Genomic DNA, 13,449 nt, shown 5'->3' with positions numbered 1-13,449 from the left:
CCCCCGGAGGGGGCCTCAAGCGCAGCGTTTAGAACGAGGTGTTGGAGATGGCCAGCGAGTTGCTCTGCTGGTTGCCCACACCGGCCGCCACGTTCACGCCCAGGTTGCCGCTGCCACCATTTACCGAACCGCTAAGGGTTGCAGTATTGGTCACAGGGTTGGCCCAGCCGGTCGGGGTCAGCACTTGGAAGGACACGGTATTGCTCAAGTCGTAAGCGCTGCTTTCGCTGTAGCTCTTCGAAACGTCGTTCGAGGATTGTTTTGATTTCTCGCCAGACTTCGAGAAATCAGACGCCGAAGCATTCTCGTACGAAGAGTCGTGAGACTTGGTGTACGAAGACTCTTTGGACTTGTCGTACGACGATTCACGCGACTTGTCGTAGTTGGAGTCGAATGCTTTTTCGAACGACGAGTCGTATGCACTTTCGTGCGACTTGTCGACCGATACATCCAGCGATGCACTCAGCGAACCGTCGAAGGTGCTGGAGCGGGTGCGCTCGCGACGGCCATCATCGGTGGTGAGCGTACGCGTAGCGTTGGCGGCTGCATCCAGCGATGCGTTCAGGTTGGCGCTGCTCGACGAGCTGTTGCTGCCGCTGGCCGAGCCGCTGGCACCCCAGCTGTTCGAGCCGCTTGCGCTCGAACTGTTGGACCCGCTGGCGTTGCTGGTTTTCGAACCGCTGGAATTCCAGCCACTGGAGCCGCTGGAGCTGGCGCTTTGCGCGCCGGCCACGCTGAAGCTCGACGACGAGTTGCGGTCATCGGTGGAGTTGAACGTGCCATCACGCGAGCTCGAACCGCTTGCCGAGGTGGTGATGGTAATCGTATCCACCCGATAGGTACGGTCGGCGGAGTTGTTCACCGTCAGGCCTGGGCCATCCTGCTCGGCGGACGCGGTGGCAGTGGCATTACCCAGCGGAGCACCGGTGTTGGCGATCGCCATGGTGTTTTTTTGTTGGTTGAGGTCCCCACCGGCGACGTTGATGCCGATATTGCCCTCAGCCCCGCTGGCCGAGCCGCTCATCACAGCCGACGATTGGGTCGAATAGTTGTCGACACGGTTGTCTGAGCTGGTTTGAACGACATCGGCAGTGGCATTGGCCATGCCGAACACGAAGCTGTTGTCCAGGCTCGACTCGGAGCCGGCGTTAGCGATGGCAGCTGCGTTATCCTGCTGGTTGCCGTTACCGGCCGCCACGTTGATGCCGACGTTGCCGCTCGAACCTTCACCCGACTGGTTCATTTCGGCTTCGTTGATGGTGCCCTGATTGGTGATGTGGTTATCGGTGCTGGTTTGGGTATCCCAGGCATTGGCCGTTGCATACACAGGGATCTTGGTGGGTGGAGGCGTGTGCTGACCATTGTTATGGTGGCCGTTATGGTGGTCATTACGCCGATCGTTTTGCCCAGCTTGTACAGCAACAGCCATGACCGCAGCAATTGCGAACACCAGAGGCTTGATTGCCATCGAGGGTTTCATGGTGATTCTCCGTACTTTATTAGGTTAAGTGTTGTTCTTAACTGATTGGGTCAATCCGCGACCCGGATGCTCAAGGTGTTGGCCATGCGGTTTCCCACCCCGGCACTCTGGTTCAACTGAATCACCCCACGGCTACCGGTGAATGCCTGGTCACTGGTGGTGACCTGGCGATAGCCGGCTGGAATGTCAGTTGCTCCGGAGTTGTTGATCAGCGCCACGTTCTGTTGCAGGAGGACGCTGTCGTCGATGCTTTGCGGTTGAGCACTGAGGGTGATGCTCAAGGCGTTGGCTTGCTGGGTATTGGCACCGGCGCTCTGGTTGACCCCCAGTGCGCCACTGCCGTTGCTGAAGGCGTTGCCCTGAATGGTCGAGCGGGCATCCATTGCGGGGTCGGCAGGCGTGTTCAGCCGTTGCCGGATCTGCGTGCTGGCGTTCGCTTCAGGCCCCACGGCGATGGCGCGCGCATTGACCTGTTGCTGTTTGTCGCCAGCCGCCTGGTTGACAGAGAGGTTGCCCTGGTAGCGGCTGCCGGAGCTGTCGATGTTGGCGTTATTGATGACGGGAACGAGTGAATCGGCGAGGGCTGGCGCACTGCAAAGGGTGGCCAGAATCAGCAGCATGTGCTTCATCTCACTTGCCCCCGCCCGTCAGGATCTGCAACGGAGCGAGCCCGCGCTGAACACTTGAGTTGACCATATTCGAGATGCCGTTGCCCGAACCGGTGCCCCGGCCACCCGCCAGGTTGGGCAGCTGGTTCTGATTGCCGAGGTTGCCGCCCAGGTTGTTGGTCTGCTGGGTGATCATGTTGCTGATGCCCGCGCCGCTGCTGATGCTGGCAAAGTCGCCATCGCTCAGCTCGTTGGTCTGTTTGAGCACGTAGGCAGAAGGGTTGGCGTTGACCGTGGTCGGGCTCGGGTCAGGGATCAGGGGGGGGATCGTCGCGTTGCGCACCTGCACGTCACGCTTGATGATGATGATCCCGTTGTCCGCCTGGGCCGCCAGGCTCAGTGACCCCAATACACAACCCACCAGTACGAGGTGATAGAGGCGTTTGTCACTTTTCCTCACGACGGCAACTCCTTCTTTGAGCGCTGGCCCTGTTCAGCGATGCGAACAACAGAGCAGAAGGTGTGCCGCTTTTGAGAATCGTTTTCAGATCAACGGGTTAAGGCAAATGGATGAGAATCTGCGGCGTATTCTGTCTCAGGGTTGATACAGGTAGCCGTGGGTATTGCTGTGCAAGCCAGCAGTGGCTTTGACTGGAAGGGTTTTTGCAGGGGTGTTTCAATGGCTTGACACTGTCCCCGATGCGGGGGAAACCCCCGCGTTTTCGGGGGCTTTGCCCCACTGGTCTGTCTCAGTGGCTTAACACTCGGTAGGGCATGATGGCGCATCGATATTAAGCAGCATAGCAACCGCCTGCAGTGCCCGCAATTGGCGCTGCGGCCAATTGCCCTCAAGTATCTGGTGTGCCTGATCATACCGCTTCAGCCAGGCCAGGCTGTCGTCGAAAAAGCGTTGGCGATCATTGAGATTGGGCTGGCTGCGCTGGCCGTCGGCAACCCAGTCCACACCTTGCGGGCTGAGCAGCAGGTGGAGGTCGTAACGTCTTGCAAGCAATGCCTGTTCCAGCCAGGGCGGACAGTCATCGAACAAGGCGTGGCTCCAGAGCATGTTGCTGAGCAGGTGGGTGTCGAGGATGAGCAGCGGTGGGGCCTGCTCGCGGGCCCGGTCCTCCCAGGCCAGTTGGCCCCGGGCGATGGTGGGGATATCCGCGTAGCAGGTATCGCGGCACTCCTGGTCGATAAAGTGCCGCACGTACTCGGCTACCACCACGCCGCCGAAATGCGCCTGAATCACGCCACTGAGCCAGCTCTTGCCGCTGGATTCGGGGCCGCACAGCACCAGTACCTTCATGGCCTGTTCTGCGCTCATGGCTGCACCAACGCCGGGTCACGGCGCCATTCCAGCCAGCCGCGCACGGCAATCAGGGTAAGCACGGCGAAGAAACCTGCGGTGAAATACAGCTGCTGGTGCAGGTACTGGCCTACATAGACGATGTCTACCACTACCCACAGCGGCCAGCATTGCAGGCGCTTCTGGGCCATCCACAGTTGCGCTACCAGGCTGAAGCCGGTGAGGGTGGCGTCCAGCCAGGGCAGGGCGGCATCGGTCCAGTTGGCCATGGCCGCGCCCAGCGCCGCGCTCAGCAGCAGCCCGGCGACCAGGCCGCTGATCAGTGCCGGGCGTTGCAGGCGGGAAACCTGGCGGGCGTCTTCCTCATGACCGGGGCGCTTCCATTGCCACCAGCCGTACAGTTGCAGGATGGCGTAGGCCAGTTGCAGCAACATGCCCGAATACAGCTTTACCTCGTAGAACAGCCAGCCATAGATCAGCACCATGACCAGGCCGATCGGCCAGCACCAGGCGTTCTGCTTGACCGTTAGCCAGACAGCGGTAACGCCGAGGACGGCGGCGATGAGTTCAAGGCCGGTCATCGGCGATCCTTGGAGGCTACGGGGAAGGGGCGAGATTGTAGCGGGTCATTGGGCCAAGTTGTAGCGCACATTGTGGGAGCGGCCTTGCCGGGGCGCCGGACCGGTCGGAAAGGGCCGCAAAGCGGCCCCGGGATTTCGGCATCAAAACATAGATTGCTGGGGCCGCGCTGCGGCCCTTTCGCGACGCAAGGCCGCTCCCACAGAGGCCGCGTCGATGTCCAAAGGCTAGACCCGGAACTGCCGCAGTAATTGTTCCAGCTCCTCGCTCAACTGCCCCAACGCCACCCCGGCATCACTCGATTGGCGCGCCGCGTCAGCGGTCTGCTGGGACAGCCCGGCGGTATCCAGCACGTTGCGGTTGATCTCCTCGACTACATGCGCCTGCTGTAAGGTGGCACTGGCAATGGATGCATTCAAGGCCGTGAGGTTGTTCAGCACCTGGTTGATGGCATCCAGGCTGGCGCCGGCCTCGCGGGCTTGCTCGACGGTCTGGCGCGAGGCTTCGCTGCTGGTGTCGATGGCCTTGACCGCCGCGTCCGACTGGCTTTGCAGGTGCTCGATCATGGTATGGATCTCGGCCGTCGACTGCGCTGTGCGCTGGGCTAGCAGGCGCACCTCATCGGCGACCACGGCAAAGCCGCGACCTTGCTCCCCGGCCCGTGCCGCCTCGATGGCTGCGTTCAGCGCCAGCAGGTTGGTCTGCTCGGCGATGGAGCGGATAACGTCCAGTACGCCACCGATGCGCGTGCTGTGCCCGGCCAGGTCGCGGATCACTTGCACGGCCTGGTCGATGGTCAGCGACAGCCGATCGATCTGTGCCAGGCTGCCATGGATGGCTTGCTGACCATGCGCTACCTGCTGCTGCGCGGTGCGCATTTCCCCGGCGGCCTGTTCGGCGGTCTTGGCCACGTCCTGCACGGCGTACGTCACCTCGTTCACGGCGGTGGCCACTTGGTCCATCTGTAGCGATTGCTGGGCACTGTGCTGTTGTGCGGCACCCGCATTGTCACCCACATGCCCGGCGGATTGGGCCAATGCGTGGGCGGCGCCCTTCAGCTGGCCGACCACACCTTGCAGCTTGCCGTTGAAGCGATTGAAGTGCTCGCCCAGGTGGGTGATTTCGTCACGACCGTGGGTGTCCAGGCGCCGGGTCAGGTCGCTTTCGCCGCTGGCAATGTTGCCCATGGCCTGCACGGCCTCCTGCAAGGGGCGGGCGATGCTACGGGCAATCAGCAAGACCACCAGCGCCATCAGCAGGGCGATGCCCACGCCCACCAGTGAGGCGTCGCGCAGCTGGCGGGCGAATTCGGCCTGCACATCATCAACGTACACGCCAGACCCGATGATCCAGCCCCAGGGCTTGAACAGCTGTATATAGGAAGTCTTGGCCACTGGCTCGCTGGCGCCGGGCTTGGGCCAGCGGTAGTTGACCGGCCCGGCGTCCTGCAGGCGGGCCAGTGCGACCATCTCGTTGAACACGGCAAAGCCGTCAGGGTCGCGAATGGCCGAGAGGTCCTGGCCGTCGAGCTTGGGGTTGGCCGGGTGCATGATCATCCTGGGCCCCAGGTCGTTGATCCAGAAGTAGTCGTCGTGGTCGTAGCGCAGCGCCCGCACCACTTGCAGCGCCTGCTGCTGGGCGGCTTCGCGGCTGAGTGTGCCGGCCGCCTCCAGCCCTTGGTAATAGGCCAGTACACCGGCCGCGGTCTGCACCACGTGGCGGGTTTTTTCCGCCTTGGCCTGGTACAGGTCACCGTGGATCTGGCGCAGCATCAGCAGGCCCAGCACCACCAGCATGGCCACTGCCACCACCAGGATCAGCCACAGCCGACGGCTGATCGACATCGATCTCAGAGTCTTCATCCACGAGCTCCCGCATTGTTCTTTTTATTGAGGTGCATCCAAGCATGCTTTGCGCCAGGGCCCCACTCGACTAATGGCTAAGTGATATCTTAGTAATAGTCTGCAGCAGGTCTCGTAAAGCGAATGCAAAGGCGCTCTGCTAGGATTTCGGCCGCGCAAGATGAAACCTTTAGCCGCCGTGAACTTTTCCACTGGCGTTGCGCCCAACAGTCGCTGTAAAACAGCCGGGCCGCGTGCGGCAATTTCAAGCAAATCAAGAACAAGGGGCCTGCACCAAGCAGCGCTCCATCCGGGGGAATGATGGATTTTTGGACTGCCTTCCAGGCAATCATCTTGGGCGTGGTTGAAGGGCTGACGGAGTTTCTGCCGATTTCCAGTACCGGGCACCAGATTATCGTCGCCGACCTGATAGGTTTTGGCGGCGAACGGGCCATGGCTTTCAACATCATTATCCAGCTGGCGGCGATCCTGGCAGTGGTGTGGGAGTTTCGCGGCAAGATTCTCGAAGTGGTGTTCGGCCTGACCAGCCAGCCCAAGGCACGGCGTTTTACCGGCAATCTGCTGTTGGCGTTCATGCCGGCGGTGGTATTGGGGGTGCTGTTCGCCGACCTGATTCACGAGTACCTGTTCAACCCCATCACCGTGGCGACGGCGCTGGTGGTGGGTGGGGTCATCATGCTCTGGGCCGAGCGTCGCGACCACAGCGTGCAGGTGGACCATGTGGACGACATGCGTTGGAGCCATGCGCTGAAGATTGGTTTTGTCCAGTGCCTGGCGATGATCCCGGGCACTTCGCGCTCCGGCTCGACCATTATCGGCGGCCTGCTGTTCGGCCTGTCGCGCAAAGCGGCGACCGAGTTCTCGTTCTTCCTGGCGATGCCGACCATGGTCGGTGCGGCGGTGTACTCGGGCTACAAGTACCGGGACCTGTTCCAGCCCAGTGACTTGCCGGTGTTTGCCATTGGCTTCGTGACTTCGTTCATTTTCGCCATGATCGCTGTGCGTGCGCTGCTCAAGTTCATTGCCAACCACAGCTACGCCGCATTTGCCTGGTATCGCATTGTCTTCGGCCTGCTGATTCTGGCGACCTGGCAGTTCGGCTGGGTTGACTGGTCCACCGCACATGGCTGAGGCATTGCGCGGGCAACGGGCTGAAGGCGTACGCAATGTGCGCCTGAAGCTGCTGCTGTTGGGCCTGCTTTGCCTGTTGCCTGGCCTGGGGGCTGCGCGCATGGCCTGGAACGATGAAGCCTGGTGGCCGTTGGCGCTGTACCCGGCGATGAGCCTGATCAGCCTGTTGCTGTATTGGCAGGATAAGCAGCAGGCGCGTACACAGGCCTGGCGTACACCCGAGAAAGTGCTGCACGCCAGTGAATTACTGGGTGGCTGGCCTGGGGCCTTGCTGGCACAGCAGCTGTTTCGGCACAAGACCCGCAAGGTTTCGTATCAGTTGGTGTTCTGGGGGATTGTGCTGGTGCATCAGGTGTTCTGGGCGGACTGGCTGTTTTTTGAAGGGCGTTATCTGCCCTTCAATTGATGTTTACCTGTATTGGCCTCTTCGCGGGCATGCCCGCGAAGAGGCCAATACAGGCTGACTAGATCAACAAACCCACCTGCAACCGCTTAGGCAACCGCCGCACCACCAGTTGGTGCGAGCGCTGCAGCAAATCACACAGCTCATCACGACCCATGGGGTAGGGCAGCGCCATGCTGATCCACCGCGCCCGCGCCAGATACGGCGCAGGCCGCACCCCTGGGCGGTCGCAGTAGCCGAGAAACAGCTCATCGGCCACTTTGAACGACAGCCCCGCACCTGCCAGGTCCAGCACCGCGAACATCTTGTTGCCCGCCACCGAAAACACCCGAATGCCGCCCCATTTGTAGTCTTCCCGTGCACCCGGCAGGCTCAGGCAAAACGCTGCCACCTGGGCTTCGCTCATCTTCCTGTCAGACATACCGCTCTCCACAGGCCTCGAATGAGGCCGCCAGGTGATCGATCCATACCCGCACCGCGGGCAATACACCGCGCCGATGCGGGTACACCGCCTGCAGGTAGCCGCCTGGCAGTGACCAATCTGGCAGCAGGCGCACCAGTTCGCCGCGTTCCAGTTCTTCTTCGCAGAACATGCTGGGCAGCGCGGTGAAGCCCAGGCCAGCCCGTACAGCAGCGTTACGTACCACGAAATCATCGATGGCCAACCGTGGCTCCAAGGCAATTTCCTGCTGTTTGCCTTGGGGGCCGAACAGGCGGAAGTGCACCAGCCGGTCTGCTTCGGCGGCGCCCAGCACCGGCAATGACGCCAGCTCGCCCGGTTCGCGGATGTGGTCGGCGAAACCGGGCGCGGCCACCAGTTGCATCTGCGCCTGGCGCAGGCGACGGGTAACCAGGGCGGGGTCTTCATCACCCAGGTCTCGCACGCGCAGCGCGACGTCGATGCCCTCGGAAATCAGGTCGACCCGGCGGTTGAGCAGTACCATGTCTAGCTGCACCAGCGGGTACTGGGCAAGAAAGCGGCTGATCACATCCGGCAGAAAGGCATGCGCCAGCGCCACCGGGCAAGACACCCGCAAGCGCCCGCGCGGCTCGCTACTCATGCTGGCTACGGCTTCATCGGCGGCTTCGGCTTCCAGCAGCATGGCCTGGCAGTGGTGCAGGTAGCGCTCGCCCACCGCCGTGAGTTTCAGTTGCCGTGTGGTGCGTTGCAGCAGGCGGGTGCCCAGGCGTTCCTCCAGTTCGGCAATACGCCGTGACAGGCGCGACTTGGGGATGCCCAGCTGGCGCCCGGCTGCAGCGAAACCGCCGGCTTCGACCACGCGGGCAAAGTAGAAAAGGTCGTTGAGGTCTTGCATGGGAATGTCTCACTGTTCCATCTGTGGGACAAACTAGCGCATTTTTGCCGGCTTATCAGCCATTACTCATCCCGGTAGGATTCTCTCCATCGTGATCGCCCAACGCTGCGGTCTTCAATCACTGGAGAGTCCCATGAAACTGTTGCATATCGATTCGAGCATCCTGGGCGACAATTCCGCCTCCCGCCAGCTGAGCCGTGAAGTGGTCGAAGCCTGGAAGGCCGCCGACCCGAGCGTGGAGGTGGTGTACCGCGACCTGGCCGCCGACGCCATCGCGCACTTCTCTGCCGCCACCCTGGTGGCCGCAGGTACCCCTGAAGACGTGCGCGATGCAGCCCAGGCGTTCGAAGCCAAGCTGAGCGCGGAAACCCTGGAAGAGTTCCTGGCCGCTGATGCCGTGGTGATTGGTGCGCCGATGTACAACTTCACCGTGCCGACCCAGCTCAAGGCCTGGATCGACCGCGTTGCTGTTGCCGGCAAGACCTTCCGCTACACCGAAGCGGGCCCGGAAGGCCTGTGCGGCAACAAGAAAGTGGTGCTGGTGTCCACCGCCGGTGGCCTCCACGCTGGCCAGCCGACTGGCGCCGGGCATGAAGACTTCCTGAAAGTGTTCCTGGGCTTTATTGGTGTGACCGACCTGGAAATCGTCCGCGCCCATGGCCTGGCCTATGGCCCGGAGCAGCGTAGCCAGGCGATTGATGCTGCGCAGGCGCAAATTGCCAACGAGCTGTTTGCTGCTGCCTGATCCTCATTAGCTGGCCTGTCATGGCCTCATCGCAGGCAAGCCAGCTCCCACCCAGTACATGTGGGAGCTGGCTTGCCGGCGATGAGGCCGTTTCAGGCGACCGGGATGGTTGGGTCGGCAGCTGCCAGTGCCACTGCCCGATCGGCCGCTGGCGGGTAGATCCACTGTGTATTGATCTGCGCCTTCAGCACCTTGGCCTCGGCCTTGTCCTCCGGTGGCGACACCGCACGCTCCCACCCCTCGGTATACACCGCGCCCCAGGCCCCCAGGTCCAGGCACGTCACGTACTTGGGCTGGCTGTAGGCCATGGGTGCCACGCCAATCAGCTCGGCAGCGGCATTGTTGCCTGCATGGCGCCCCAGCGGAATCGCATGCTGGCAGGACATCACTGCGTAATTGCCTAGCTCGTCGCAGGCGGCATAGGCCACATCACCGGCTGCGTATACCGCATCATTGCCCTTGACCTTCAGGTTGCCATCCACGTGCAGGCGCCCCAGGCGGTCACGCTCGCCGCTGATCTGTTCGGTGAGCGGGTTGGCCTTGAAGCCCACCGTCCACACCACAGTATTGGCGTCGATGCGCTGGCCGTTGTCCAGCAACACACCGACTGGGTCAACCGAAGCGACTGTGGCACCGCACACCCACTCCACCCCCAGCGCCTCGCAAGCCTGTTCGATGGCCGGGCGAATGCCGTCTCCCAACGCAGCACCCATCCTGGCGCCGCGGTCGATGACTACCACACGCAACGCTGCGTCCTCACCGAGGATTTCCCGAAGCCGTGCCGGCAGCTCGGTGGCCGTCTCGATACCTGTAAAACCGCCACCGGCCACCACTACGGTATTGCGCGCCGGCGTGTCGGGCAGGCTGGCCAGCGATTTGAGATGGCTTTCCAGCCGCGCAGCGCTGTCGATCTTGTCGACGTCGAAAACGTGCTCGATACCGCCCATGTCAGGCCGGTTGAGCACACTGCCGCAGGCCATGATAAGGCGGTCGTAGGGCAGGGCGCACTGGGTGCCGCTGCGGGTACGGTAGCTGACCCGGCGGGCCGCTTCATCAATGTAGAATGCCGTGCCTTGCACGAAGCGAACGTTGACGGCATCGAGCAGGTCCTGCAGCGGCGCGGCCATGGTGTGAACGTTGGGCTCGTAGAAGCGCGGGCGCACATGCAGTTCGGCCTTGGGGGCGAGCAAGGTGACCTCGACGTCCTTGCTACCGTTGAGGTCAAGCTGGCGGATGGCGCTGAGTGCGCTCCACAGGCCGGCAAAGCCCGCGCCAATGATCAGGATCTGCTTCATGGTTGTGCTCCTTTTCAAGTTCGGTGGACAAGGTAGACCGTCTTGCAGGTCAACGGTGTTACGAACGCCGGCAGGAGTGCTTCAGAATGTTGGCGGCGTGATCACCCAGATCACCACGGCATCCACCTCGCCGGGGTTGCCGTAGCGGTGGGGCTCCTGGCTGGAGAAGCTGAAACTGTCGCCTTCACCCAGCTGGAAGTACCGTTCGCCCACCCAAAGCTCGAAGCTGCCACTCAGGATGTAGCCGGCTTCTTCGCCTTCATGGCTGTAACTTTGCTGGCTGTAGGTGCCTGGGGGGAAGCGCGAGTGCAGGATCTCCAGCTGGCGGTTGGGCTGGGGGGTGAGCAGTTGATCGACGATGCCATCTTCATAGTGCACGCTCAGGCGGCTGTTGCGCCGCACCACATAGCCCTGGTCCTCTGGTGCAGTGGTGGCTTCGCTGGCGAAAAACCACTGGATGGTGACACCCAGGCTGCGGGCGATGTTGAACAGCGCCGGGATCGACGGGTAGGAAAGGTTGCGCTCCAGTTGGCTGATGTAACCGGCGGTCAGTTCACTGTGCGCGGCCAGCTCCGCCAGGGTCATGCCGCGGCGCTTGCGCAGGCCGCGGATGCGGGTGCCCAGGAACTGCGGTGCGGCGCCCCCGGCTTCGCTGGCGGGGGGCTGGGGGAGTTGGCTCATGCACGTCGGTCCATCGCAAAAGCCGCAGTATGTACAGCCTCAGAGCGACCAGGCAACCGTCAAGCCGTCGTGAATCGCTTCTTCCGCGGTACGTGGTGCCAGGCAGTCGCCAACGCGCCGCACTTCTACCAGGCCGGCCAGCTCGCTGGCCAGGCTGTCTTCCGGCTGATGGCCCATGCAAAGCACCAGGGTGTCGATGCCCTCGAATATCATCGGTTCGCCGCTGGCGGTGTGCTGCAGGTACACCGTGTTGTCGTCGCTGCCATACAAGCGCGCATAAGGGGTGATGGGGATGCCCAGGCGATGCAGCTCGCCGGCCAGTTGGTCGCGTACGTACAGCGGCAGGTTCTCGCCGCAATGGGTGCCGTTGACTGCCAACTGCACCTGGTGCCCCTCGCGCACCAGGCGTTCGGCGATGCCAGGGCCGATCCAGTCGCAGCGCCAGTCGATCACCAGCACCGAACGCCCCAGCTTCACTTCATTGCGCAGCACCTGCCAGGCGTCCACCACCTGCAGTTCACCCATGCGCTCGAACGCGGGCCAGTAGGGGGTAGCGCCAGTGGCGGCAATGACCAGGTCGGGGCGCTCGCGCTCGACCAGGGCGCGGTCCACCCGGGTGTTGCGAACGACTTCCACGCCGGCCAGGGCCATTTCCCGTTGCAGGTTGGTGCTGGCCCCGCCGAACTCGCTGCGCCGCGGTAGCAATTGGGCCAGCAGCACCTGGCCACCGAGCTGCGGGCTGGCTTCGTACAGCGTTACCAGGTGCCCACGGGCGGCGGCCACGGCGGCGGCCTTCATGCCGGCGGGCCCGCCACCGGCGACGAGGATGCGCCTGGGCGTGGTGGCGGGCGTCAGCTGCCCGTATTGCAATTCGCGGCCGGTTTCTGGCCGCTGGATGCAGGAGATGGCCAAGCCACGATGGAAGTGGCCGATGCAGGCTTGGTTGCAGGCAATGCAGGCGCGTACATCTTCGACCTGGCCGCGTTCGGTCTTGCTCGGCATCAGCGGGTCGCAGATCAATGCACGGGTCATGCCGCAGACATCCGCCTGGCCGCGGGCCAGGATCAGTTCGGCTTCCTGGGGCTGGTTGATGCGCCCGGTAACGAACAACGGAATGTCCAGTTGCTGCTTGAAGGTTCCCGCTTCTCTGGCCAGGTAAGCCGCCTCGATGGCCATAGGCGGGACGATGTGCACGGCGCCGCCCAGGGACGCCGAAGTGCCAGCGACGATGTGCAGGTAGTCGAGCTGGGCTTGCAGGGCAACCGCGGCGGCCAGCGACTCATCCTCGCTCAGCCCTTGGCTGTCGCGCTCGTCGGCGCTTATGCGCAGGCCGATGATGAATTGCTCGTCGGTGGCGGCGCGCACGGCGGCCAGCACTTCACGCAGGAACCTCAGGCGCTGTTCCAGGCTGCCGTTGTAGCCGTCGCCGCGCAGGTTCACCCGCGGATTGAGGAACTGCGCGGGCAGGTAGCCATGGCTGGCCACCACCTCGACGCCATCCAGCCCGGCCTGGTGCAGGCGCCGGGCCGCACTGGCGTAGCCCTGGACAATTTCGTCGATCATCGGCTGGTCCAGTGCACGTGGCATCACCCGGAAGCGTTCGTTGGGCACCGACGACGCGGAGTAGGCAACCGCCAGCAGGCCGTCCGCCGACTCCATGATTTCCCGCCCGGGGTGAAACAGTTGCGACAGCACCACGGTGCCGTGTGCATGGCAGGCCTCGGCAAGCTGCCGGTAGCCGTCGATGCAGGCATCGTCGGTGGCCATCAGCACATGCGAGGTGTAGCGGGCGCTGTCATGCACCCCCGCAACCTGCAGCACGATCAGGCCGACGCCACCGGCTGCGCGGTCGCGCTGGTAGGCGATCAGCTTGTCGTTGACCAGGTTGTCGGTGGGCAGGCAGGTGTCATGGCCGGTGGACATGATGCGGTTCTTCAAGCGTTTGCCGCGCAGCTGCAAGGCTTCGAACAGGTGAGGGAAGGCGGTCTGCATACAGGCGGCTCCAGTGCGGTGTTGTTCTTGTTTTGTTTATGAAAGTGT

The 13,449-nt window shown here is 62.9% G+C and carries 14 protein-coding genes; 3 read left to right on the top strand and 11 right to left on the bottom strand.

Translation table 11 applies throughout. The features are described 5' to 3' along the window. Positions 1-28: 28 nt before the first annotated feature. The 6 genes from MRBLPB4O_RS15490 to mcpP form a co-directional block, all read right to left on the bottom strand. Positions 29-1,480: a heme utilization protein gene (locus tag MRBLPB4O_RS15490; protein WP_341795775.1), complete on the bottom strand. Its 1,452-nt coding sequence runs from the start codon at positions 1,478-1,480 to the stop codon at positions 29-31. A gap of 50 nt (positions 1,481-1,530) precedes the next feature. Beyond that, a complete protein-coding gene (locus tag MRBLPB4O_RS15485; protein WP_174369441.1) occupies positions 1,531-2,109 on the bottom strand; it encodes an adhesin in 579 nt (192 codons plus the stop codon). 1 nt (position 2,110) lies between these two features. Next, positions 2,111-2,548 (bottom strand): hypothetical protein, encoded by a 438-nt coding sequence (locus tag MRBLPB4O_RS15480; RefSeq protein ID WP_241800601.1) that lies wholly within the window; start codon positions 2,546-2,548, stop codon positions 2,111-2,113. 297 nt (positions 2,549-2,845) lie between these two features. After that, positions 2,846-3,415 (bottom strand): AAA family ATPase, encoded by a 570-nt coding sequence (locus tag MRBLPB4O_RS15475; protein ID WP_341795774.1) that lies wholly within the window; start codon positions 3,413-3,415, stop codon positions 2,846-2,848. Continuing rightward, entirely contained in the window at positions 3,412-3,978 is a 567-nt protein-coding gene (gene pnuC, locus MRBLPB4O_RS15470) for a nicotinamide riboside transporter PnuC (RefSeq protein ID WP_341795773.1), read from the bottom strand. Before pnuC ends, MRBLPB4O_RS15475 begins: the two co-directional genes overlap by 4 nt. Before the next feature lie 225 nt (positions 3,979-4,203). Beyond that, positions 4,204-5,838 carry a methyl-accepting chemotaxis protein McpP gene (gene mcpP, locus MRBLPB4O_RS15465; protein ID WP_341795772.1) on the bottom strand — a complete coding sequence of 545 codons (1,635 nt, stop codon included), beginning with the start codon at positions 5,836-5,838 and terminating at the stop codon, positions 4,204-4,206. A gap of 300 nt (positions 5,839-6,138) precedes the next feature. On the opposite strand from mcpP, the gene MRBLPB4O_RS15460 reads away from it, so the two are divergent. Together MRBLPB4O_RS15460 and MRBLPB4O_RS15455 are read left to right on the top strand one after the other, a co-directional pair. Beyond that, positions 6,139-6,969, top strand: a complete 831-nt coding sequence (locus tag MRBLPB4O_RS15460; protein WP_049273419.1) for an undecaprenyl-diphosphate phosphatase — start codon at positions 6,139-6,141, stop codon at positions 6,967-6,969. After that, on the top strand, positions 6,962-7,375 hold the full coding sequence (locus tag MRBLPB4O_RS15455) for a DUF1294 domain-containing protein (RefSeq protein ID WP_341795771.1): 414 nt from the start codon (positions 6,962-6,964) through the stop codon (positions 7,373-7,375). Before MRBLPB4O_RS15460 ends, MRBLPB4O_RS15455 begins: the two co-directional genes overlap by 8 nt. A 58-nt stretch (positions 7,376-7,433) precedes the next feature. Here the strand turns inward: MRBLPB4O_RS15455 and MRBLPB4O_RS15450 are convergent, their stop codons facing one another. Further along, on the bottom strand, positions 7,434-7,793 hold the full coding sequence (locus MRBLPB4O_RS15450; RefSeq protein ID WP_016500020.1) for an MmcQ/YjbR family DNA-binding protein: 360 nt from the start codon (positions 7,791-7,793) through the stop codon (positions 7,434-7,436). Continuing rightward, positions 7,786-8,688: a LysR substrate-binding domain-containing protein gene (locus MRBLPB4O_RS15445; RefSeq protein ID WP_016500019.1), complete on the bottom strand. Its 903-nt coding sequence runs from the start codon at positions 8,686-8,688 to the stop codon at positions 7,786-7,788. Before MRBLPB4O_RS15445 ends, MRBLPB4O_RS15450 begins: the two co-directional genes overlap by 8 nt. A gap of 133 nt (positions 8,689-8,821) precedes the next feature. Here MRBLPB4O_RS15445 and MRBLPB4O_RS15440 point away from each other — a divergent pair, with 133 nt between their 5' ends. Next, complete coding sequence (locus MRBLPB4O_RS15440) at positions 8,822-9,433, top strand: FMN-dependent NADH-azoreductase (protein WP_043196405.1); 612 nt, start codon at positions 8,822-8,824, stop codon at positions 9,431-9,433. Between the two features lie 92 nt (positions 9,434-9,525). Here the strand turns inward: MRBLPB4O_RS15440 and MRBLPB4O_RS15435 are convergent, their stop codons facing one another. The 3 genes from MRBLPB4O_RS15435 to MRBLPB4O_RS15425 form a co-directional block, all read right to left on the bottom strand. Continuing rightward, positions 9,526-10,728, bottom strand: a complete 1,203-nt coding sequence (locus MRBLPB4O_RS15435; RefSeq protein WP_341795770.1) for an NAD(P)/FAD-dependent oxidoreductase — start codon at positions 10,726-10,728, stop codon at positions 9,526-9,528. A gap of 81 nt (positions 10,729-10,809) precedes the next feature. Then, positions 10,810-11,409, bottom strand: a complete 600-nt coding sequence (locus MRBLPB4O_RS15430) for a cupin domain-containing protein (RefSeq protein ID WP_016500016.1) — start codon at positions 11,407-11,409, stop codon at positions 10,810-10,812. Between the two features lie 39 nt (positions 11,410-11,448). After that, positions 11,449-13,401 (bottom strand): FAD-dependent oxidoreductase, encoded by a 1,953-nt coding sequence (locus MRBLPB4O_RS15425; RefSeq protein WP_341795769.1) that lies wholly within the window; start codon positions 13,399-13,401, stop codon positions 11,449-11,451. Between the last annotated feature and the right edge of the window lie 48 nt (positions 13,402-13,449).

It is taken from the genome of Pseudomonas sp. LPB4.O (assembly GCF_038383825.1).
GTDB classification, from domain to species: domain Bacteria; phylum Pseudomonadota; class Gammaproteobacteria; order Pseudomonadales; family Pseudomonadaceae; genus Aquipseudomonas; species Aquipseudomonas putida.
Note: the sequence above shows the minus strand (reverse complement) of the source record. Positions and strands in the feature narration are given on the sequence as shown.